We start from the raw sequence: 22207 nt of genomic DNA on the forward strand, positions 1-22207 counted from the left end.
ACAGACCCCTAGCCGTCGAACCCGAGAACGGTGGTGAACTCGGCCGTCCCGTCGACGGATCCGCTGCCGGCCAGCGTGGTGCTCGGCACCTTGCGCCCGAACCCGGGCGAGTACCAGCCCAACGGGGGTCCGCTCTCCCCGCGGTGCGACCGCCAGGTGAGCCCGTCCGGCAGGTCGAGCACCGCCGAGCGGTCCTCCCCGTCCCGCGTCCAGCTGAGCCGCGCCCGGCTGCCCTCCAGCTCCGCCGTCACCGACGGGCCGAGGTGGAACGCCAGACGCACCTCCCGGCGGTCCCCGCTCACCGTGTCGGTGATCCGCACCTCACGGCTCTCGTACGTGACGTCGACCTGCCGCCGGTGCAGCAGCGGCCGGTAGCCGTCGTGCTCGGCGCACCAGCGCGCCGCCTCCTCCCCGTCCGTGTCCACCTTCAGCACCCGGGTCACGGCGGGCCGCGTCCACAGGAACGGACCGCCGGACACCGACTGGTCCCGGCCGCCCGCCTCGAGCGTGTTGTGGCCGAGCGTCGACCTGAAGTAGCTCCGCCACTCCGGCTGGCCGTGGTAGCAGTACGTGCCCGGGTCGGCCAGCACGTCCACCCCGTCGTGCCGCACCTCCACCGACAGCGCGTCCGCGTGGGCGTGCGCGGCGATCGACAGGAAGCCATGCGGTCCGCCGTCGCAGCGGCACCAGATGTCCCCGGGCCCTCGCAGCACGGTCAGCCCCGCGTCCGCGAAGTGCGCGGGCCGTTTCTCCGGACGCGCCACGCCCGCGCCGTACGGCTCGGTCAGCGAGGCCAGCAGCGGGGTGCGGACATCGGCGCCGGGCACCTCGGGCCACCAGGCGAGCCGGCCGAACACCGCCTCGCCGGTGGCCAGCAGCGACCCCCAGCGGTCGGTGTCCGGGCCGTCGAGCACCAGCCCGTGCCCGTCGTCCGCGTCGCCCTGACGGGGCGGACGGAGCCGGTTGTCGACGACGGCCGCGAGCGCGTCCGTCATCCGCAGCAGCACCAGCCGCGTGGTCGCGGGCACGGCCACGCCCGCGGCGTCCGCCTCGGCCACCGCGGCCAGGCCCAGCTCCAGCACCAGCCCGTGGTACTCGCTCGCCAGCTCCCGGTTGATCCCCGAGAGGAAGGTGTTGGCGCGCAGATGCCGGTCCAGGTCGCGCAGCGCGTCCGCCCGCCACCGGGGCGAGTACGGGAACCAGCCGAGCGCGCAGGACGCGGCGAGCTGCCCGGCCGCCTCGGCGACCGCGTGGTTGTTCGCCGACGAGCCCCGGCTGGGGAACGCGGCCAGCCAGCGCTGGTGGTGCCAGATCTGGTCCAGCGCCACCGGGTTCTCCTCGAACAGCGCGGGCGCCCCCGCCCACCCGTCGAGCAGCCTCCGGATCCACACCCACGACAGCAGCCGGATGCCCAGCTCGATGCCGCTGACCCAATGGGCGCCCCGCAGCGGCGGGTTGGCCTCCCACCACGACCGCAGATGCGCGGCCACCCGCTCCGCGTACCGGTCGTTCCCGGTGAGCGCGTACGCGGCGGCCAGCACGGTCAGGTACTGGTGCCGGGACGGCTCCCAGATCTGCTTGATGTCGCCGACCGTCGCCTCGTCCCGGTACGGCACGTCGAAGGCGTGGTCCAGCGGGGCACGGCGGCCGGTCTTCGGGTCGAACTGCCAGTCCGGATCCGTCATGTCGTCGCGGACCACCCCGAAGAACTCGGCGCGCCCCGCCATCAGCCGGTCCGCCTCGGCCACCAGACGCTTCACCGCGTCCGGGTGCACCGCGGCGAGCGCGCCCTCGGGCAGCACGGCCGTGAACCGGACGCCCGTCACCGGCGGCCGCTCGGGCAGCGCCGACCGCCACCGCCGCCGGCGCACCGCGTCGACGGCCCGGCCGCCGGCCTCCCGCGGCCCCATCCGGGACAGGCGCCGCAGGTACCACCCCGCGCTCATGCTCATCGCGCCCCCGCCAGGGTGACCGGGACACCGCTCGCCAGCGCGGTCCGCACAGCGAGCGTGGCCGTCGTGGTTGCGGCCAGGGACTTCAGCGGCACCGGCATCGGACCGCCCGTCCGCACGGCCTTGACGAACGCCGCCAGCTCCGCGTTCTGCCCCTTGTCGCGCGCCTTCGGCAGTCGTGAGCCGACCCACTGCCGGCGCCGCCCGTCGTACACGGAGGCCCGCGTGAAGTCGTCGAGCCGCAGCACCTTGCCGTCCGCGATGAGGTCCAGCGTCTCCTTCGGGAAGGACGCGGGGCCGGAGGTGACGTAGCTGATCGTCGCGGTGGACCCGTCCAGGTAGCCCAGCACGATCTGCAGGTCCTCGTTGCCGGCCGGGGCGGTCGCGTACACCGACACCGGGTCGGCGTCCAGCAGCCAGCTCGCGGTGTCGACGAAGTGCCCGCCCTCCCCGGCGAACCGGGACCCCTCGGTGTCCTGCCGCAGATACCAGCTGCCGTGGTCCAGCCGGCCCGCGTTGACCAGGTAGCGCAGGCTCGCCGGGCCGGTGCGGGCGCCGAACAGCTCCCGCGCCTCCCCGAGCAGCGGGGCGAACCGGCGGTTGAAGCCCACCTGGATCCGGTCGTTGCCGGACTCCTCCACCGCCGCCAGCACCGAAGCCAGTTCCTCCTCGGTGAGCGCCAGCGGCTTCTCCACGAACACCGCCTTGCCCGCGAGCAGCGCCCGCCGGGTCAGCTCGGCGTGCGAGCTGTGCCGGGTCACCACGAACACCGCGTCCACGGCCGGGTCGCCCAGCACCGCGTCCAGATCGGTGGTGGCCTTCCCGAAGCCGAACTTCCGCCGGGCGTTGGCCGCGGACAGCGCCGTGGTCGTGACGACCGTGGACAGCTCCACGCCGTCGCGGCCCGTCAGATGCGGCAGCAGCATCGACGACGCGTAGTTCCCGGCGCCGACGAACGCCAGCCGCACCGGGCCGGAGCGCCGCGCGGGAGCCGTCCGCCCGGACGGGCGCGCCACCTCGGGCACCCTGGGCACCGTCACCTCCGGCGCCTCGACGGAGGCCGCGTCCTCCCCCGGCGCGTACCGGAACAGCACCGCGACCGCCTTGAGTTCGCCCTCCTCGAGCCGCCGGTACGTCTCCACCGCGTCCTCGAAGCCGGCGACGTGCGACACCAGCGGCTCCACGTCGACGCCGCCCCGGGCGATCAGGTCGAGGAAGCACGCCAGATTGCGGCGCTCGGTCCAGCGGACGTAGCCGATCGGGTAGTCCCGGCCCTGGAGCTCGTACTCCGGGTCGTAGCGCCCGGGCCCGTAGCTGCGGGAGAAGCGGACGTCGAGTTCCTTCTCGTAGTACGCGTTCCACGGCAGGTCGAGCCGGCACTTGCCGATGTCGATCACCCGGCCGCGGTCCCGGCACAGCCGCGCGGCCAGCTCCACCGGCTGGTTGCTGCTGCCGCCGGCCGCCAGATACACCTGGTCCACGCCCATGCCGCCGGTGAGTTCGGCGACCGCGCTCTCCACGCTCGCCGAGCCCGGGTCCCCGCAGGCCGCCGCGCCCAGCCGCTCGGCCAGCTCGCAGCGGGACGGGTCCGGGTCCACGCCGACCACCCGCACCCCGGAGGCGTTCAGCAACTGCACCACGAGCTGTCCGATCAGCCCCAGACCGATCACCAGGGCGACCTCGCCGAGCCGCGACTCGCCCTGCCGCACCCCCTGGAGCGCGATCGACCCGACCGTGCCGAACGCCGCGTGGCGGGGCGCGACCCCGTCCGGGACGGGAACGTAGAGGTTCTTCGGCACCCAGTTCAGCTCGGCGTGCAGCGCGTGCTCGTTGCCCGCGCACGCCACCAGGTCGCCGACCTTCACGTCGTCGATCCCGGCGCCGACCTGCTCCACCACCCCGCACAGCGAATAGCCCAGCGGCGTGTACGAGTCGAGCTTGCCCATCACCTTGCGGTACGTGGCCGGCACCCCGTTGGTGGCGACGCTCTGCACGACCTTCGCCACCTGGTCCGGACGCGAACGCGCCTTGCCCAGCATCGACATGCCGGCCTCGGACACCTTCATCAGCTCGGTGCCGGTGGAGATCAGCGAGAAGGCGCTGCGCACCAGCACCCCGCCCGGCTTGCAGCCCGGTTCCGGCACGTCGAGCAGCGCCAGCTCACCGCTCTTGTAGTTCTGCACTACCTGTTTCACGGAGTTCCTCTTGTCTCTACGCCGTCGAGGTGGGGGAGTCGTGGCCGGCCCTGGAGGTCGCGTCGCGGTACCAGTGCTCGAGGGTCAGCACATGCCAGAGGTGCTTGGAGAAGTCCCGCTGCCCGGCGGCGTCCTCGGCGGCCATGCGCGCCAGCGCCTCCCGGCGCAGGAAGCCGGAACGGACCAGGAGACCGTCGTGCACCACCTCCCGCACCAGCGGTGCGAGGTCCCGGCTCATCCAGGCCCGCAGCGGGGCGCTGAACAGGCCCTTGGGCCGGTACACGATCTCCCGCGGCAGCACCGTCGTGGCCGCCTCCTTGAGCACCGCCTTGCCCTGCCGCCCGGCGATCTTGCGCGCGCCGGGCACCGCGAACGCCGCCCTGACCACCTCGACGTCCACGTACGGCACCCGCACCTCGGTCGACGCGGCCATGCTCGACCGGTCGGTGTAGGCGAGGTTGAGGCCCGGCAGGAACATCCGGGCGTCCGTCAGGCACATGCGGTTCACGAAGTCGTCGAGGGCGTTGTCCTCGTAGACGTCCGCGTGCTCGGTCAGCACGTCGTCCACCGCCGGGGCCAGGTCCGGGTCGAGCAGCCCGATCAGCTCCTCGCGGTCGTACAGGGTGTAGCTGCGGCGGAACGCGGTCTCCTCCGGCAGCCCCGCGAACGACAGGAACCGCTTCGCGAACCGCACCGACCGCAGCCCGCGCCGGCTCGTCGCGACCGGCAGCCGGTCCACGGCGGCGGCCACCCCGCGCCGCACCGGCGCCGGCACCCGCCGGTAGCGCACGCCGATCAGATTCGCCAGATGCTTGCGGTACCCGGCGAACAGCTCGTCGGCGCCCATCCCCGACAGCATCACCTTCACCCCGGCCTCGCGGGCGGCCGAGCAGATGAGGAAGGTGTTGATCGCGGCCGGGTCGCCCACCGGCTCGTCCAGGTGGTACGTCATCCGGGGCAGCAGGTCCTGCACGTCCGGGGCGATCTCGATCTCCCGCAGGTCCACCCCGAACCGCTCGGCGACCCGGCGGGCGTAGCGCAGGTCGTCCGGCATCGCCTCGAACCGCGCGTCCTCCGCCCGGAACCCGATCGTGTACGCGGGGATGCCCGGCCGGTCGCGGGCGGCCAGCGCGGTCAGATAGCTGGAGTCGAGGCCGCCCGACAGGAACGTCGCCACGGGCACGTCGGACAGCAGATGGAGCCGCGTCGACTCCTCCACCACGGCCGCCAGGTCCGGCAGATCACCGGACCGCGCCCGCTCCTGCCCCTCGGCGGCGACCTCCCGCAGATCCCAGAAGCGCCCGCGCTGCACCGAGCCGTCGGGGCGGCACCGCAGCCAGGTCCCCGGCGGCAGCTTCTCCGCCCCGCGGAACGCGCACCGCGAGTCCGGCACCCAGTAGTACAGCAGCGACGCCACCAGCGCCGCCGGGTCCACCTCCAGCGACCCGCCCGTCACCGCCGCCAGCGCCTTCAACTCCGAGGCGAACAGCAGCCCTTCACCGCGCCGCAGCAGGAACAGCGGCTTGATGCCGAGCTGGTCGCGGGCCAGCACCAGCTCACCGGTGCGCTCGTCGAACACGGCGAACGCGAACATGCCGCGCAGCCGGGGCAGACAGTCCGTGCCCCAGCGCCGCCACGCCTCCAGCAGCACCTCGGTGTCCGAGGTGCCCCGGAACCGCACCCCGGCGCCCTCCAGCTCGGCCCGCAGCTCCGGCGCGTTGTACAGCTCGCCGTTGTAGGTGAGGGCCAGACCCTCCGACACCATCGGCTGGGCGCCGGTGCCGGACAGGTCGAGGATGGCCAGCCTGCGGTGCCCGAGGTGCACCTCGCCGTCGCCCAGCGAGTGGGCGTACGTCCCGGACCCGTCCGGGCCGCGGTGGGCGAGGGTCTCGGTGAGCCGGTCGGTGACCGCCTTGCCGTCCGGCCACCGGTACGTGCCTGCGATGCCGCACATGAGCTACCGCGCCTCCTGGTCGCTGTCCGGGACCCGCGCCGCCCACATCGGCAGCCGTTCCGTACGGCGCGGGCCGTCCGCCACCGCCTGCACGGCGGGGTTGGACCCCGTGCCGTTCTGCCGGGCCGGCCGCCCCTCGCGGACGCGCGGCACCGGGAACGGCCCGTCCCACAGCGTCCCGTCCGTCCGGTCCCGCGGATCCGGGTCGACCAGCACCACGCCGGCCACCTCCACACGCCGGTCGGCGAGCTGCCGCGCCACGGTGTGCAGCCACGCCGTGGTGCCGTGCCCGGCCCGGACGACCAGCACGGCCCTGCTCGCCAGGTCGGCCAGGTCGGACCAGGCCGCGCCCGGCGCCACCGACGCCACACCGATCCGGCGCCGGTCGGACGGCAGGGCCGCGGCCCGCTCCACCCCGACCACCTCCGGGTCGCCCGACTTCGGCCGGCGTCCGGCGAGACCGTGACGGGGCAGGGCGTCGACCACGACCACCGGCTCGTCCGCCGCCAGCGTCCGCGCCAGGTCGAGGGCGATCACGCCCGCGCCGCGCGGACAGCCCAGCTCCAGCAGAGCCAGCGGCTCCGTGGAGGAGCGCACCGTACGGGCCAGCGACGCGGTGAGCCGGGTCCGTGCCGCGCGCTTGCGCCTGCGGTGCCACAGCCGGCCCGGTCGCAGCGCGGACCGGGACAGCTCGGCGGTGACCGAGGCGCCCAGATGGCGTGCGATGTCCCGGCGCAGCACCGGGCGGTCGCCCACCACCGAGGCGACCGCGGCGATCACCAGGCCCAGCACCAGGCCGAGGACCAGACCGATGCCGCCGTTGGTGGCGAGGGCCAGCGGCAGCGAGTGCTTCACGGTGTGCGGGGCGTCGACGATCTGTGTGCCCGCGATCAGCCGGGGCGTGCCCACCCGGGCCTCCGCCGCCCGCTGCGAGAAGTCGCTGATGCGGGAGCTGAGTTCGGCGCGGCGGGCGAACAGCGTCTCCAGGTTCGCCGACTTCTCCGGGCTGCTGCCCTCCGGCGGCCCGTCGCCGATCGCCTCGTTCACCTGGTCGAGTTCCTTCTGCAGGCGGTCGCGCTGCGCGATCAGCGTCGAGGCGTCGGCCGCCGCGGCCTCCTTGATCCGCCGCACATGGTCCGCGACGAACGCCTCGGCCACCGCCTCGGCCCGGGCCACCGCCTCCTCACCGGTGTCACCCGTGGCCTTGATCTCCATCAGGTTGTTGGTCAGGCCCGCGCCCTCGTACTCCTCCATGAAGTCCTCGGCGCTCTGCGAGGAGTCGAGGGACTTCAGGGCCGCGTCGGCGATCCGCGTGGTGTGCAGCAGCGCCACGTCGGTGAGGATCAGCGTGCCCGGGTCGTTCGGCTGGTCGTCCTGGTGGGCGACCAGCACCTTCGCCACGGCGGTCGGCGGCGGGGGCAGCAGCACCGCCACCGCCGCCCCGAGCAGCAGCCCCAGCAGCGCGAGCGAGCCCCACAGACGGCGGCGTCTGCGCACCGACACCACCAGGGCCTGCAGGTCCAGCAGGGGAGCGGCGGCCGTCGGCTCCGCTGTCGTACTCGTCATCGCGCACCTCCCCGCGCGCCGTCGCCGAGGGCGAGCGCCGGTGCGGCGGCCTCCCGCGGCGGGCCGGCGGACCGCGCCGGACGGGTCCGGACCGCGTCGGCCAGGACGATGCCGACGACGTCGTGACCCGCGTCCGCGCACGCCTCGGCGATGCCTGCCAGCTCCGCGGCGGTGCGGGTGCCCGCGCTCAGCACGACCAGGACGCCCGACTCCTCCTCGCGGTCGGGCAGCAGCGGCGCCTCGGCGGAGACCACCGCCACCCGCAGCCGCGGGTCGCCGCCGGCCTCCTCCACCAGCCGCTCCGCCGCGCGCAGCGCGACACCGTCGTCGTCGGGCACGACGAGCAGCAGCCGCCGCGCGCTCGGCATCAGCTCGCGGATCCGGCCGCACACCCGCCGGTAGCGGATCCCCAGGCTCGCCTCGTCCCCCGCGAGCGGCGGCGCTGGCGCGTTCCAGGGCGTGTCCAGGCCGAGCAGCCGGCGGACCGGGTGCCGCGGGCCGTCGCCCTCCGGCCGGTGCACGCCCTTCTCCGCGGGCACGTCGACGCCGCCGAGCAGCCCCGACCCGAGCGCGGCGGCGATCTCCCGCTCGGAGCGCAGCCGGCGGTTCACCCGCGCCGCGCCGAGATGCCCGACGACCGCGACCAGCAGGAACAGCACCGCACCGGCGGCGATCAGCTGCACCCGGGTCGGCGGGGCCTCCCCGGACGGCTTCGCCGCAGGGCCCATGACGACCAGGCGGGAGCCGGCCGTGCCCGACTGCGCCTGGTTGAGCTTCTCGACCGCCTCCTGCAGCGTGGTGCGCAGCTTCGCCAGCTCCGTGCGGGTCTGCACGCTCTCCACGGTCCGGCCGGGGTCGGCCGCGTCGGCCAGCTCGGTGATGCGGCGGCTCGTGCTGAGCACCGTCTGCCGCAGCCGCTCGGGGCCGGCCGCCGCCGTCGGGTCGGCCGTCTCCTCCCCGATCCGCGCGGAGAACGCCACGAACTGCCGCGCCAGTTCGTCCGAGAGCCGCTGCGCCCTCGCGGGGCTCTCGGCCGTCCCGGAGACCTTGACGATGTTGCCGTCGGTCACCTCGGCGCGCACCCGCTTGCGCAGCTCCTCGCCGTCGACCCCGTCCCACTTCAGCGCGGCGGCCGTGCGGTCGGTCACCACCGTGCTGGTGGCGATCTCCGCCTGGGTCAGCAGCACCCGCTCCTCCCAGGCGCCCGGCAGCAGCACCGACGCCGACGTGGTGTACCGCGGCGGGAACATCAACGAGGCGCCGAGGCCGACCAGCGCCCCCAGCACCACGAGGGCCCCCAGCAGCCTGCCGCGCCCGCGGAGCATCCGCCCGACGGTGACCAGGCGTATCGCGTCATCGCTCAAGGGACGTGCCTCTTTCCCGCCCGCCCGGGGCCGCCGCGTCCGCGCCGTTGCCGACGGCGGCCTCGTACGCGGCCAGCAGCGCCGCCTGCGAGTTGCGCCACGCCAGCGGGCCGTTGATCCGTTCCTGCCCGAACTTCCCCATGCGGGAGCGCTGTTCGGGGTCGTCCAGCAGTCGGGCGATCAGCGCGGCGAACTCGCCCTCGTCGTCGCCCTTCGCGTACACGGCGGCCTCGCCCGCGGAGACCCGCGCCTCCTTCAGGTCGAAGGAGACGATCGGCCGGCCCATCACCATGTACTCGAGGACCTTGTTCATGGTCGACACGTCGTTGAGCGGGTTGCACGGGTCGGGGGAGAGGCACACGTCCGCGGTGGACAGCCGGCGCACCAGGTCGGCGTCCGGCACGCGCCCCGTGAACTCCACCTGGTCCGCGAGCCCCAGCTCCCGCGACAGCTCCACCATCGCGTCGAACGTGTCGCCCGCCCCGACGAACACCGCGTGCCAGTCGGTACGGCCCTGCTCGTCGCGGAGCTTCGCCAGCGCCCGCAGCGCGTAGTCGACGCCGTCCTGCGGTCCCATCACGCCCAGGTAGCACAGCAGATGGGGCTTGCCGCGCTTCAGCTCCGGCTCCGGGTCCACCGGGTGGAACCGCTCGGTGTCCGGCGCGCTGCGCACCACGAACACGTCCTCGGGCCGCCGCCCGCCGCGGCGCACGGCGACGTCCTTGTAACTCTCGTTGGTGGCGAGCACCACGTCCGCCGCCCGGTACGTCGCCCGCTCCAGCGCGCACACGCCCCGGTACAGCAGGTCCTTGCCCCGCCCGAACCGGGACAGGTACAGCTCCGGCACCAGGTCGTGCTGGTCGAAGACGAACTTCGCGCCCTGCCGCTTCAGCCGCAGCGCGGGCAGGAACAGCAGGTCCGGCGGGTTGCAGGCGTGCACCACGTCCACCGGGCCGACCTTGCGGGCCAGCCGCGCCGTGTGCCACAGCGCGGCGCCGTACTCCTTGAGGTAGCCGGCCGGTCCTCCGGTGGCCGCGCGCAGCGGGTAGCGGTGGATCCGCACCCCGTCGATCACGGCCTCCGGCTCGGTGTCCCGCTTGGTGCCGCGCGGGCAGATGACGTCGACCTCCCAGCCCGCGTCGCGGAGCGTCCGGCACTCCTGCCACACCCGCCGGTCGAACGGCACCGACAGGTTCTCCACCAGGATCAGCGCGCGGCGGCCCCGCGCGCCCTTCGGCTCACCAAGCAAGGCCCACGTACCCGGGTTCGGCCCGGCGCGCGTCGGCGTCGGGGAGGCGGACGAGGTCGATGATCACGGGGTCGTCGCCGTGCGGCAGCGCCGACAGCACCGCCGGGTCCTTCGTGCCGACCAGGACGACCTCGGCGTGGTCCAGCACATCCTCCACGGAGTCGGCGAGCAGCTGCGCCAGGTGCGGCAGCCGGGTCTCGATGTACTCGCGGTTGGCGCCGAGCAGCCGCGACAGGCTGACGTTGGCGTCGTGGATCCGCAGGTCGTACCCCTTGCCGAAGAGCCGCTCCGCCAGCTCCACCAGCGGGCTCTCGCGCAGGTCGTCGGTGCCCGGCTTGAACGAGAGGCCGAACAGGCCGACCTTCCGCTTCCCGGTGCGCTCGACCAGCTCCACCGCGCGCTGCAGGTGCTCCTCGTTGGACGGCAGGACGTGGGAGAGGATCGGCACCGCCACGTCGGCCCGGTGCGCCGCGTGCACCAGGCTGCGCAGGTCCTTCGGCAGGCAGGAGCCCCCGAAGGCGAAGCCCGGACGCAGGTAGGCGGGGCTGATGTTGAGCTTGCGGTCGGCGAGGAACACGTCCATCACCTGGTGCGAGTCCACCCCGAGCGCCCGGCACACCGCGCCCAGCTCGTTGGCGAAGCCGATCTTCAGCCCGTGGAAGGCGTTGTCCGCGTACTTGATCGCCTCGGCCGTCGGAACCGGCACCCGGAACACCTCGCCGGGCAGATCCTCGTACAGCGCCGCGACGACGTCGCCGCTCGCCGTGTCCAGCTCGCCGATGACGGTCTTCGGCGGGTCGAAGAAGTCCCGCACGCTGGTGCCCTCGCGCAGGAACTCCGGGTTGACCGCGACGCCGATGTCGACGCCGGCGGTGCCGCCGACCTGCTTCTCCAGGATCGGCACCAGCAGGCCCAGGCAGGTGCCCGGCAGCATCGTGGAGCGGAACACCACGGTGTGCCGCCCGCCGCGCTCGGCCAGCGCCGCGCCGATCTCCTCGGTGACCCGCTCCAAGTACGTCGTGCACAGGCTGCCGTTGGGTTCCGACGGGGTGCCCACGCAGATGAGGGACACCTCGCTGTTCCCGATCGCCTCGCGTACGTCGGTGGTCGCGCGCAGCGCCCCGCTGCCCACGACCTCGGCGATCAGCTCGCCGATCCGTTCCTCGACGACGGGCGCCTTGCCGTCGTTGACCAGGTCCACCTTGACCGGGTTGACGTCCACCCCGACGACCTCGTGACCCATGCTGGCCAGGCACGCGGCCGACACGCAGCCCACGTAGCCGAGCCCGAACACGCTGACTCTCATGACCCGTTCCTCCCCCCGGGCAGGCCCCGTCGGCCTGCGGTCCGCACTCCGGCCGCCCCACGGCCGCCGCGCATCAGTAGGCCCCCTGTCCCTGCAGCACGGCGCGCAGCGTCTTCCACAAGATCACCGTGTCCAGGGCGAGGGACCAGTCCTCCACGTACCGCAGGTCCAGGCGGACCGCCTCCTCCCACGACAGGTCGCTGCGTCCGCTGATCTGCCACAGTCCGGTGAGCCCCGGCTTCACCTTCAGCCGGCGCCGGATGTCCGGACCGTAGGCGGCGCACTCCTCCGGCAGCGGCGGCCGCGGACCGACCAGCGACATCGACCCGGTGAGCACGTTGAACAGCTGCGGCAGCTCGTCCAGCGAGTAGCGGCGCAGCACCGCCCCGACCCGCGTCACCCGTGGGTCGCGGCGCATCTTGAACAGCGGTCCGGCGCCCTCGTTGAGGCCGTCGAGCGCGGCGCGGGCGCGGTCCGCGCCGGGGATCATCGTGCGGAACTTGAGGATGGTGAACTCACGGCCGTCCTTGCCGACTCTGCGCTGCCGGTAGAACACCCCGCCCCGGCTGTCCGTCGCCACGAGCAGCGCGACCAGCAGCATCAGCGGCGAGAACAGCACCAGCAGGAGGGCCGCGCCGAGCCGGTCGACGACGCCCTTGACCGCGCGGCGGCCGCCGGTGAACGCCGGCATGCTGACCCGCAGCAGCGGTATGCCGAGGACCGCGTCGACGTGCAGCCGCGGCCCCGCCACCTCCATCAGCACCGGCGCGACGACCATCTCGGCCTCGCTGCCCTCCAGGTTCCACGACAGCCGCTGCAGCCGGTCCGGCGACCAGTGGGGGTCGGGGGTGACGGCGACGACGCGGTAGCCGTCGCGGCGGACGTGGTCGGCGACGTCCGCCAGCCGGCCCACCACCGGCACCCCGTCCAGCCGGCCGCCGTCGAGTCCGGGGCCGTCGGTGGTGCACACGGCGTCCACGCGCCAGCCCAGGTGCGGGTACTTGCGGGTGCGGGCGATCAGGTCGCGCACCGTGTCCGGGCTGCCGGCGGCCAGCACGGGCCGCAGGCAGCGGCCCTCCTTGCGCTGCCGGTGCAGCCGCAGGCGCAGCAGGTAGCGCATCGTCATGGTGACGAGCGCGATCGCGGGGACCGCGACGAAGATCCAGAGTTTGATGTTGCGCGAGGTCAGGGCGATCCCGCCGAGCGCGAGCACGACGGTCGCCATGAACAGCGAGCGGCCCAGCCGCCGGAACTCCTCGGCGCCCTGGCCCAGCACGGTCGGCGCCCACGACCGGCTCACCGCCAGCGCCCCGAGCACCAGCAGCCAGGTGCCGAAGGCGAGAATGCCCCACTTCTCGTGCCAGTCGGCGGCGTCCCGGACGCCGAAGAAGTTGCCGATCCCCGCGACGACGACGGCGGTCGCCACCGTGTCGCTGGTGATCACGGTACGGCGGTAGCGGTGCTCCCAGTCCGTCGTGCCACGGTTGAAAGCCCCGTCCGCCAGATGACCCCGTTCCGACGGGAACGGGCTGACCAATCCCCCTTGCCGCACAGAACCCCCCAGGTCCCCAGTGATGCGACGTGTTCGCCTGACACTGTTTCTGCCGGGGGGACCCCACCCCCCGAACCGCGCTGTTCCTCGCCGAAGGAGACCCCCGCCTCCCGTGCCGGCACGCCGGTCACGGACGGACGAAGAACAACGTGAACAACCTGTCGCGGCGGCAGCGGCACGCGGCCGCGCCGGTACATGGAGCCGAGCGGACCTGTCCGGTCCCTCGGGTGCGCCCCCGCACCCGAGCCCCCCCGGGGCTCAGCGGTGTGATCACCCCCACGCCTGGCGCCGTCGGACGAACCCCTCCCCCCGGCGCCGGACTTAAAGATCATTCAATCGGTCGCCTCGTGCCCGAACACCCGAAGCAGGGTCAATCTAGACCATCGCGGCCTGTAAGAAGAGAGGGTGTGGGGAAATTGTGTTCAGGCGACGTGGCCGAATGCGCCGTCCGGAACCCGTCCGCGTGGGTCTCGCACCGCCGTCTCAACTCCCGTCGTACGACTGCGTGATGACACTTACGACCCGCGCCGACGGCATCTCGCCGGGCGTCCCGCGCGCCCGTCGGGACGGCGACTGCCGAGGTCCGGGCACACATGACGTACACATGAGTCCACTGCCCCCGCCGCGCCTCGAGCGCCTCGTGATACAGGGCCCCGGGACCGGAATCCCACGCACCGCACCTCGTTCGAACGATTTCGTGCACGTTCCACGGATGTCCGAGATTTACCCGCTGAACCGACCGTTCCGCAGGGCGGCTGGGGGGCTCGCCGACGAGGAGGGAGGCGGAGCACCGGTCGGTGACGCCGCCCGGTCGCTGTCGACCACGCGGGACCCGACCGCCGCCTCAGACCGGGTACGCCGTGTGGATGTGGCCGTCACGGATGACGACTTCGACAACACTGGTCTCTCGACCGCTGCCGTTCACACCTACCGGCTCGCCGTAGTCGAAGCGGTGCAGATGACTGTCCTGGCCTGCTCGGGCGCGGGGGTTGGGTATCGCCGGGGTTCCGTCGACACCTTCCCGAAGCCGTCGGCCCAGGACGAAGTCGTCGGCGTCCCAGAAGAAGTCCTCGTAGAACTCACCAGGCAGTGAGGGCTCAGGTCCGGTCGGGTCGGCGTTCTCCCGCACTCGGTCCTGAGCACCCGGGCCGTGCTGGCCCTCGATGTGGGCCTCGCGTTGCTCCGTGATGCCGTGTCTGCTGCTCTCGCAGTTGACCAACCCCCACGGATCGGTCCACCGAAGGGGGTCAGGGACGTACCCGTGGTGGTTCGGCGCCGGGGCGAGGCCCAGCGGATCCGGACTGACATAGCGGGCATTGGCGGGGTCGTAGTAGCGGCGGAAGTTGTAGTGGAGGCCTGTCTCGCGGTCGTGGTACTGCCCTGGGAAGCGGAGAGGGCAGTCGACGGGATCCGAGGTGTGGGCCAGCGGCGCGCCCCACAGAGTGGTGCGTGCCCGCCACGTGATCCGGCCTGCCTCGTCGACCAGTTCCGTGGGTGTGCCCACCACATCGGTGACGATGGCGTAGAAGCGGCGGTCGACCTCGTCCTGGTCCAGTTGTGCCAGCGCGCGGTTCGTGCCGGGAGCCCATTCCCAGCTCCTGGTGGGGCCGTCGACGGACTCGCTCTGTTCCGCCAGGTGGGAACCGTCCCAGGTGAAGACGGTTTCCTCTGCGGTCCGGCCGTCGTCGGACAGCCGCCGCTTGGCGACGCGTCGGCCAAGACCGTCGTACACGTACGCCCAGCGGCAGCCGTCCGGGGTCGTGACCTGAGTGAGCCGGTCCTCGGCGTCCCACTCGTAGGTCCATTCCCTCGTCCCCCCGGACAGCAGCTTGCGTGTCTGCCGGACGAGGCGCCCCTGCGGATCGTGCACGTAGGTGACGTGGCCGGCCCTGCGGATGAGGGTCCCGTCGTGGACCCGCTCCCCTTGCGGGCCGCCTTCCGGGGTGTCGGCGCGGCTGACGTTGCCCGCCGCGTCATAGGCGTAGCGCTCGGACCACCCGTCGGCCGTGACCGCCTCGACCCGGCCGAGGCGATCACGGGTGAACCCGCGGACGCCATGGGTCTGGTCCGCGACGGCCGTCAGGCTGCCGTCCTGTCCGTACGAGTAGGAGCGGTGCAGCAATGCCCGATGGAGAGTGTCCGAATCGGAGGCGGCTCCCGTCCGGACCGTCTGGCCGGTGAGACGGTGGCCGGCGTCCCACTCCTGGGTGAGTACCGCCGCCTCGCCGAGCCGTCGCTCGGTCTCGTGCCCCGACGCCCCGTAGCCGAAGGACAGGGAGTTCTCGGCCAGTCGTACTCGGAGGGGGCGGTTGTTGGCGTCCCATTCCCACCGACTGACGACACCTGACGGGGTCGTCCGCTCCACCCGCCTGCCGAGAACGTCGTACGCGGTGCGCAGTGCGCGTCCGTCACACTCCTCCGAGACGACACGGCCCGCTGCATCGCGTGTGAGTGTGAGGACGGTGTGGGGCGTGACTGCCCTTGTCAGCTGGCCGGCGGCGTCGTAGGCGAAGGTGGCGGCTTCCTCCCCGGAACGCCGTTGCACGACCCGTCCGCACGCATCGCGCATGTACGTGGTGATCTGCCCCGCACCGTTGGTGCGCCGGACCAGGCGGCCCGCCGCGTCGTAGGCGTAGGACACGGTGCGTCCGTTGAAGTCGGTCTCGCTCACGAGACGGCCCGCAGGGTCGTACTCGTAGGTCCATACGGCACCCGACGCGCTCGTCACAGAGGTGAGCCGCAACTCTGTGTCGTACGCGAACCACGTCGTCGAGCCGTCTGCCTCCGTACGGGCCCGCACCCGGTCGAAGTGGGTGATGGCGTGAGTCGTGCTCCGTCCGTCGGTGCCGGTGTGGCGGACGACGTTGCCTTCTCCGTCGTAGGACCAACTCTCGCTGCTGCCGTCGGCCATGACCCGCTCGGCCGGGAGCCCTTCCACCGTCCAGGTGGTACGGGTTGTCGAACCGGTGGCGCCGACGGATTCGACGATGCGCCCGAAGGCGTCACGGGTGACCCGGCTGGTCCCGCCCAGCGGCGCCGTGACGGCGTCGGGCAGGCCCAGCGGTCCGGGCTGGACACGGTGGGTCGCGCCGAGCGCGTTAGTCACGGAGAGGAGTGCTCCGGAGGCGTCGTGGACGTAGGCGGTCACGGCGCCGTCGACGTCGACCGTCGCTGTCGGGTTGCCGTTGTCGTCATAGGCGTACCCGCGCCTGCCGCCGGTCGGCAGAGTGATCCACACCGGACGGTCGAAGGCGTCGTACTCACAACTCGTCGTCGTGCCGTCGGGCCGCACCACGGAGGTGGGGTTGCCGCGCTCGTCGTAGCTGAAGCGGGATGTGTGGCCCAGCGGATCCGTCCGCGAGAGCAGCCGGTTGTACGCGTCCCATTCGGCGTGCGTGGTGTTGCCGAGCGGGTCGGTCTGGGCGACCACCTGCCCGCGCTCGTTGTACCGGTAGGTCGTGGTGTGGCCCAGAGAATCCGTATACCGCGTCTCGCGGGCGTCAGTGTCGTAGGCGATCGTGCAGGACAGGAATCCTTCTGCGCCGTCACCTCGGACGCACCGGTCGGCGTCGTCGTACGAGAAGCGGTACCAGGAGCCGTTGCGGTCGGTCCAGGACGTGATGCGTCCCTGGAGGTCGTAGGTGAGCATGAACGGCAGTCCGCTGGAGTTGCGGATCTCGGTGAGATGCCCTTCGGTGCTGTACGCGTACCGCAGTAGCGTCGTTCCCTCGGGCCCGTCCGCCTCGTTGCGCAGCCGCAGTGCGACGATCCGGTCGTCCTCGGTGTCGATGTGCACATGACGGCCTCCGGAGTCGCGCACGGCGGTGGGCGCGCCGGATGCGTCCCGGTCAACGTCGATGCGCCGCCCGCCGCGGTCGGTCACCGCGGCCAACGGGAGGGTGAACGCCTCCTGCGCGGCGACAGGTGAGGCCGGTGGAGCGAAGTGACGGGTGCGGCCTGATGCGGGGTCGGTGATGCGGAGGGGGGCACCTGGCGCCCCGTCCCAGTCCAGGGGCCAGCGCGGTCCTTCGAGAGGCATGACCGAAGTACCGGGTGCGGGGACGGGATACACAAGGATCATGCCGTCCTCGGACGCGAAGACGGCTCCGTTGTCGTCCAGTTCGAGACGCTCGTCGAGCGTCGATGCCCAGGAGGGGCCGAACCACCGGCCCCAGTGGTAGGTCGACAGATGTGTTCGCCGCAGCACGAGGGGGAGGAGTCCGGGAAGACTGACGTCGGTCTCCTCCATGATCATCTCGCCGGAAACCATGTCGACGGGATCGCCGTTCTTGCAGCGCCCCTTGGCGGGCTTGCTCTTGCCGACGGCGTCGTCCGCCCCCTTCCGCAGCCCGCGTCCGAGCCCTTTGGTCATGGCCTTGAGGCCGCCTTTGCCCAGCGCCTTCATGCCTTTGGCGAGGCCGCCGAGGGTGGTGAGGCCCTTCATGCCGGGTATGCAGTCCAGTGCGGCCAGTCCGACGTCCCATAGGGACGCTTGTCCCTTGGAATACTTGTAGAGCGTGTCGGCCAGGACGACGAGGGCGGCGATGAGGACGATCGCGCCGAGGATCGGCCCGCCGATGATCAGGGCGACGATGCCGACGACCGCGACCACGATCTTGCAGGCTGCGACGATGTTGTCCCAGTTGTCGGTGAACCAGTCGCCGATCTCCTCCCACCACGACCGGTTCTGAATCCCCGCGTCCGAGGCCTCGTCGATCTTCGACTTCGCGTCCCGCGCCGCCTCCTCACGCATCTTCCGCGCGTCCGCGGCCATCTTCTTCGCCGCGTCCAGCGCGCTCTGCGCGGACGTCACGTCCGACTGCGCCTTCTCCTGCGCGCTCTTGGCGCTCTGCACGTCCCGGGTCGCGGCCCGCACCTTCGCCTCGTCGGGCTTGTCCGCGTCCGACTTCGACCCCGTCGGGTCGTCCTTGTACTTGTCGGCCTCCTTCGTCGCCCGCCCCACCCACGACTGAGCCGACGCCAGCTTCGACTTCGCCGACGACAGATCCGCCTGCGCCTCACGCGCCTTCGCCAACGCCTTGTCCGCCAGCGCCTGCGCCCGCTCCAGCTTCGGCCAGTAGTCCGCGAGCGCGTCCCCGCACATCGCGTACGACTTCTCCAGCTTCCTCAGATTCTTCGGAACGCCGGAGAACTCCTCCTTGAACACCTTCGCCGACTTGCCCGCCCACTCCGCCAGCGTCCCCTCACCGGCCATCCCCTTCACCAGACGCAACGCCTCGGAGACGTCATCGGCGAAGTCGTGCAGGAACCTCGCGAGCTTGCGCACCCGCTCCGGGTCACCGGGCGTCGGGTCCTTGTCCAGATCAAGGACATGCCAATCGTGTGGGCGGTGACCCATGAGCTCCCCCGTTGCGACGCTTCACTCGTAGAACGTGTGCCTGAGCAAAGCTACTTGATGTCATCCTCGTAGACTCGTGAGGTGAGTCATGACCGAGTGACACCTGGTGACGGCGCTTCCGAGCGGCGGCGATGGGAAGAGGCAGGCCCGGAGGAACTGGCGCGTCTGGCCGGGCAGCGGCCGGGAGAGCTGTTCGCGGCGGCGGAGCAGCTGTGCGCTGAAGCGTCCGGTGAGGAGTTCGGAGGGAGCCTGGCAGTGCGCACCGTCGGGCGCATCGCCGAGGCCCTCGCCGAGACGCGCTCCCAGGGCTGCGCCGCGTACGCCGTGGACATCGTGGGCCGACTGCTGCCCTCCGGAACTGTGGCCTGGGAGGAAGGGGACCGGATTCGGCGCTCGGTGGCCGCGAGGCTGGCCAAGGTGCAGCCTCTACGGAACCTCGAGCCCTTGTTCGGGCAGGTGCCGGACGGACTTCACGATTCTGAGGTCGAGACCCGGGCCTGTCTGCTCGGTGAGCTCGCGCTGCTCGGCACCGGGACCGGGCGAGCTCGTATGGATGCCTACGCCGAGAGGTTGCGCACGCTCGGGCACCCGCTGGCGTGGCTGCCTGAGACCCGGCTCGACATCGAGCACCGGTTCATGGTGAGGGTGCGCGGGCTCGGGTCGGTCAAGACCTTGCGGCAGCTTCGGGCCCGTTTTCCGGAGGTGCCGCCGAGTGAGACCGGTGCGGATGCCGGGCTGCACGCTGTCGGTGTGCCCGATGACGCCCGGGCTCAGGCGGCCGCACGGCCCTTCGTCGCCGGCGGGTGGGCGCGTACTCCCGAGGCGCGATTCTTCGTGCTGCCTGCGCCGATCGAGCCCGGTGACTTCGGGACGGCCCTTCTTCAGCGGCTCCCCCTGGATTGTCTGGAGGGCGACGGGACCGCGGTCGCCTGTATGACGACGCCCGATGACGTGCTCAACGAGTTGTTCTCCGCCGCGTATCACGGCGGGGCCGGTGGGCAGGGGCAGGGTGGTGCGTATGCGCGGCTCTTCGCGTGGGAGAGTCTGTACGCCCTCATGGGGCTACCCGCCGACGTGCCGCATCTCGACGCCGTGCGCCGTACCCCCGATCACCGCTGGCTCCGCTTCCTCGCCTCCACCCCGTGGTTCCACCACGACACCGCAGACCTGGGCCTCGCCGTACTCGACCCCTCCCGTACCCGCGTCGCGGTGCTCGCGGCCACCGACACCGATGTCACGGCGCCGGACGTGTCAGCACGGCCGTGAACTTGTAGCGGGACCCCCGGTACACCGACCGCACCCACTCCACCGGCGTCCCGTTCTCGTCCCGCGAGTGACGGGAGAGCAGCAGCATCGGCAGGCCCACGTCCGTGGCGAGCAGGCCCGCCTCGCGTGGGGTGGCCGGCGACGTCTCGATGGTCTCGTCGGCCTCCGCCGGCCGCACCCCGTACACCTCGGCCAGCGTCGTGTAGAGGGAGGTGTAGCGGCGGAGGTTGCGCCGCAGGCCGGGGAAGCGGCGGGCGGAGAGGTGGGTCGCCTCGATGGCCATCGGCTCGCCGCCCGCCAGCCGCAGCCGCTCGATGCGCAGCACCCTGTCCTCCGGCTCGACCTCCAGCAACGCCGCCAGTTCCTCGTCGGCCGCGACATAGCCGATGTCCAGGACCCGGGACGCCGGGTTGAGACCCTGCGCCCTCATGTCCTCCGTGTAAGAGGTGAGTTGAAGCGTCCGGTACACCTTCGGACGCGCCACGAACGTGCCCTTGCCCTGGATCCGGTCCAGCCGCCCCTCGCTCACCAGCTCCAGCAGCGCCTTGCGGACCGTCGTACGGGACGTGCCGAACTCGACGGCGAGCAGTCGCTCCGCCGGCATCGGGGAGCCCGGTACGCGCGCGTCCGTCATCTGCAGCAGCCGCTGCTTGATGCGGTAGTACTTCGGCACGCGGTCCCCGCGGCCCGGCGCCCCCGTGCCCGGCCGGTCGGCGCTGCTGACGTCCGTGCTCATGTCCTGCCTTCCGGCTGCGGTGTCCGGCGCGCGGACGGCAGGAGGCCGGCCGCGGTGCACGTCGGCGGACCGCCAGTGATGGGCGCCGCACGCTCGGCGATCCCGTTATAACGGCGCGCTCTCTCTTTGGTCTAGTCCAACCCTGGATCCCGTCCCTCTTTGGGTGGACATCTCCACGTCGTACACGGCCCATTGCCGTTACCCAGCCGTGAATGGGACAACCCTTGACACGACCATAGGTCTAGGCCAAGCTCCCCTTGCTGGTCTAAACCATTTAGCGGAAGCCGGGTCCCAGCCCGCCGAGCTGTTGCGCCGATGTCAGGGTCACCGCGAGGGCGTGGGTGTGCAAGGCATTCCTGAGGAGGGGTGGCGCGTGAAGCGCAAGCTGATAGCCGCGATCGGGGTCGCGGGCATGTTGTTCTCGGTCGCTGCGTGCGGTGGCGACGACGGCGGCGACGGCAAGAAGGCCGGCGCGGACGGCTACGCCGGACAGACGCTCACCGTCTGGGTCATGGACGGCTCCTCACCGGACCAGTGGCAGAAGGACCTCGCCGCCGAGTTCGAGAAGAAGACCAAGGCGAAGGTCAAGTTCGAGGTCCAGCAGTGGAACGGCATCCAGCAGAAGCTGACCACCGCCCTGTCCGAGGAGAACCCTCCGGACGTCTTCGAGATCGGCAACACCCAGACCCCCGCCTACGCCAAGACCGGCGGCCTCGCCGACCTCGCGGACCTCAAGGAGGAGATCGGCGCCGACTGGACCGAGTCCCTCAACGAGTCCTCCGTCTTCGAGGGCAAGCAGTACGCCGCCCCCTGGTACTTCGCCAACCGCGTCGTCCTCTACAACAAGAAGGTCTGGGCCGACGCCGGCCTCAAGGACACCCCCAAGACCCGCGACGAGTTCTACGCCGCGCTCAAGACCATCGGTGAGAAGACCGACGCCGAGCCGATCTACCTGCCCGGCCAGAACTGGTACCACTTCGTCGGCCTGGTCATCGGCGAGGGCGGCGAACTCGTCAAGAAGGACGGCGACAAGTACGTCTCCAACCTCGACGACCCCAAGGTCGCCGCGGCCGCCGAGACCTACAAGAAGTTCCAGGCCCTCTCCAAGGCCCCCAAGGACAAGGACGAGGCCACCCCGCAGCAGGGCGAGGTCTTCGCCAAGGGCAACGTCGGCGCCTTCATCGGCATGGGCTGGGAGGCCGGCATCGCGATCGAGGCCAACCCGGCCATCGAGAAGCAGATCGGCTACTTCACCATCCCCGGCGCCACCGCCGACAAGCCCGAGGGCGTCTTCCTCGGCGGCTCCAACCTCGCCGTCGCCGCGGGAAGCCAGAAGCAGGAGCTCGCCAAGGAGTTCCTGAAGCTCGCCCTCTCCGACACGTTCGAGGGCCAGCTCGCCAAGGAGAACGGCGTCATCCCCAACAAGGAGTCGCTGCAGAGCAACCTCAAGGGCAACGCGCCCGCCGAGGCCGCAGCTCCCGCCGCCGCCGTCGGCGGCACCACGCCGCTGATCCCCGAGTGGGCCGCCGTCGAGAACGACCCCAACCCGGTCAAGACGTACCTGACCGCCGTCCTGAACGGCAAGTCCCCGGCCGCCGCCGCGAAGCAGGTCGAGGGCGAGTTCAACAAGCGCCTGGCGCAGCAGCAGTAACAGCGCACGCGCTCCGACCGGAGCGGGGACCGGCCGACGGGACGGTCCCCGCCCCGC

Annotated in this window: 12 protein-coding genes; 2 read left to right on the top strand and 10 right to left on the bottom strand. The window is 72.1% G+C overall.

Going from position 1 to position 22207, the window contains the following annotated elements; all coding sequences use genetic code 11:
• Window positions 1–8: 8 nt before the first annotated feature.
• The 9 genes from ACQY0Z_RS23695 to ACQY0Z_RS23735 all read right to left on the bottom strand — a co-directional run bounded on the left by ACQY0Z_RS23695 (window position 9) and on the right by ACQY0Z_RS23735 (window position 18497).
• The gene (locus tag ACQY0Z_RS23695; RefSeq protein ID WP_439812768.1) at window positions 9–1952 is read right to left on the bottom strand and encodes an alginate lyase family protein; all 1944 of its coding nucleotides are present in this window, start codon (window positions 1950–1952) and stop codon (window positions 9–11) included.
• Window positions 1949–4147 (bottom strand): bi-domain-containing oxidoreductase, encoded by a 2199-nt coding sequence (locus ACQY0Z_RS23700; protein WP_439812769.1) that lies wholly within the window; start codon window positions 4145–4147, stop codon window positions 1949–1951. Before ACQY0Z_RS23700 ends, ACQY0Z_RS23695 begins: the two co-directional genes overlap by 4 nt.
• 16 nt (window positions 4148–4163) lie before the next feature.
• Window positions 4164–6101, bottom strand: a complete 1938-nt coding sequence (gene asnB / locus ACQY0Z_RS23705) for an asparagine synthase (glutamine-hydrolyzing) (RefSeq protein ID WP_254586042.1) — start codon at window positions 6099–6101, stop codon at window positions 4164–4166.
• A 3-nt stretch (window positions 6102–6104) separates the two neighbouring features.
• Complete coding sequence (locus tag ACQY0Z_RS23710) at window positions 6105–7667, bottom strand: Wzz/FepE/Etk N-terminal domain-containing protein (RefSeq protein ID WP_439812770.1); 1563 nt, start codon at window positions 7665–7667, stop codon at window positions 6105–6107.
• Window positions 7664–9031: a polysaccharide biosynthesis protein gene (locus tag ACQY0Z_RS23715; protein ID WP_189902262.1), complete on the bottom strand. Its 1368-nt coding sequence runs from the start codon at window positions 9029–9031 to the stop codon at window positions 7664–7666. Before ACQY0Z_RS23715 ends, ACQY0Z_RS23710 begins: the two co-directional genes overlap by 4 nt.
• Window positions 9021–10280 carry a glycosyltransferase family 4 protein gene (locus ACQY0Z_RS23720; protein ID WP_189902260.1) on the bottom strand — a complete coding sequence of 420 codons (1260 nt, stop codon included), beginning with the start codon at window positions 10278–10280 and terminating at the stop codon, window positions 9021–9023. The genes ACQY0Z_RS23715 and ACQY0Z_RS23720 overlap by 11 nt, the downstream gene beginning before the upstream one ends.
• A complete protein-coding gene (locus ACQY0Z_RS23725; RefSeq protein WP_189902258.1) occupies window positions 10270–11586 on the bottom strand; it encodes a nucleotide sugar dehydrogenase in 1317 nt (438 codons plus the stop codon). Before ACQY0Z_RS23725 ends, ACQY0Z_RS23720 begins: the two co-directional genes overlap by 11 nt.
• 73 nt (window positions 11587–11659) lie before the next feature.
• Entirely contained in the window at window positions 11660–13138 is a 1479-nt protein-coding gene (locus tag ACQY0Z_RS23730; RefSeq protein WP_254586044.1) for a sugar transferase, read from the bottom strand.
• An 844-nt stretch (window positions 13139–13982) separates the two neighbouring features.
• A complete protein-coding gene (locus tag ACQY0Z_RS23735) occupies window positions 13983–18497 on the bottom strand; it encodes a DUF6531 domain-containing protein (protein WP_347224415.1) in 4515 nt (1504 codons plus the stop codon).
• A gap of 96 nt (window positions 18498–18593) precedes the next feature.
• On the opposite strand from ACQY0Z_RS23735, the gene ACQY0Z_RS23740 reads away from it, so the two are divergent.
• Window positions 18594–19763 carry a DUF6183 family protein gene (locus ACQY0Z_RS23740; RefSeq protein WP_189902252.1) on the top strand — a complete coding sequence of 390 codons (1170 nt, stop codon included), beginning with the start codon at window positions 18594–18596 and terminating at the stop codon, window positions 19761–19763.
• Here ACQY0Z_RS23740 and ACQY0Z_RS23745 read toward each other — a convergent pair.
• Window positions 19732–20499 carry a UTRA domain-containing protein gene (locus tag ACQY0Z_RS23745; RefSeq protein ID WP_189902250.1) on the bottom strand — a complete coding sequence of 256 codons (768 nt, stop codon included), beginning with the start codon at window positions 20497–20499 and terminating at the stop codon, window positions 19732–19734. The two genes, ACQY0Z_RS23740 and ACQY0Z_RS23745, sit on opposite strands and share 32 nt — an antisense overlap.
• 373 nt (window positions 20500–20872) lie before the next feature.
• On the opposite strand from ACQY0Z_RS23745, the gene ACQY0Z_RS23750 reads away from it, so the two are divergent.
• Window positions 20873–22150 (top strand): extracellular solute-binding protein, encoded by a 1278-nt coding sequence (locus ACQY0Z_RS23750; protein ID WP_189902248.1) that lies wholly within the window; start codon window positions 20873–20875, stop codon window positions 22148–22150.
• The last annotated feature ends 57 nt before the right edge of the window (window positions 22151–22207 follow it).

Source organism: Streptomyces sp. P9-2 (assembly GCF_051903975.1).
GTDB lineage: Bacteria > Actinomycetota > Actinomycetes > Streptomycetales > Streptomycetaceae > Streptomyces > Streptomyces cellulosae.

Coding starts and splice junctions, on each gene's coding strand:
- ACQY0Z_RS23695 (WP_439812768.1), bottom strand. CDS start 1,952: ATGAGCATGAGCGCGGGGTGGTACCTGCGGCGCCTGTCCCGGATGGGG.
- asnB (WP_254586042.1), bottom strand. CDS start 6,101: ATGTGCGGCATCGCAGGCACGTACCGGTGGCCGGACGGCAAGGCGGTC.
- ACQY0Z_RS23710 (WP_439812770.1), bottom strand. CDS start 7,667: ATGACGAGTACGACAGCGGAGCCGACGGCCGCCGCTCCCCTGCTGGAC.
- ACQY0Z_RS23725 (WP_189902258.1), bottom strand. CDS start 11,586: ATGAGAGTCAGCGTGTTCGGGCTCGGCTACGTGGGCTGCGTGTCGGCC.
- ACQY0Z_RS23735 (WP_347224415.1), bottom strand. CDS start 18,497: ATGGGTCACCGCCCACACGATTGGCATGTCCTTGATCTGGACAAGGAC.
- ACQY0Z_RS23745 (WP_189902250.1), bottom strand. CDS start 20,499: ATGAGCACGGACGTCAGCAGCGCCGACCGGCCGGGCACGGGGGCGCCG.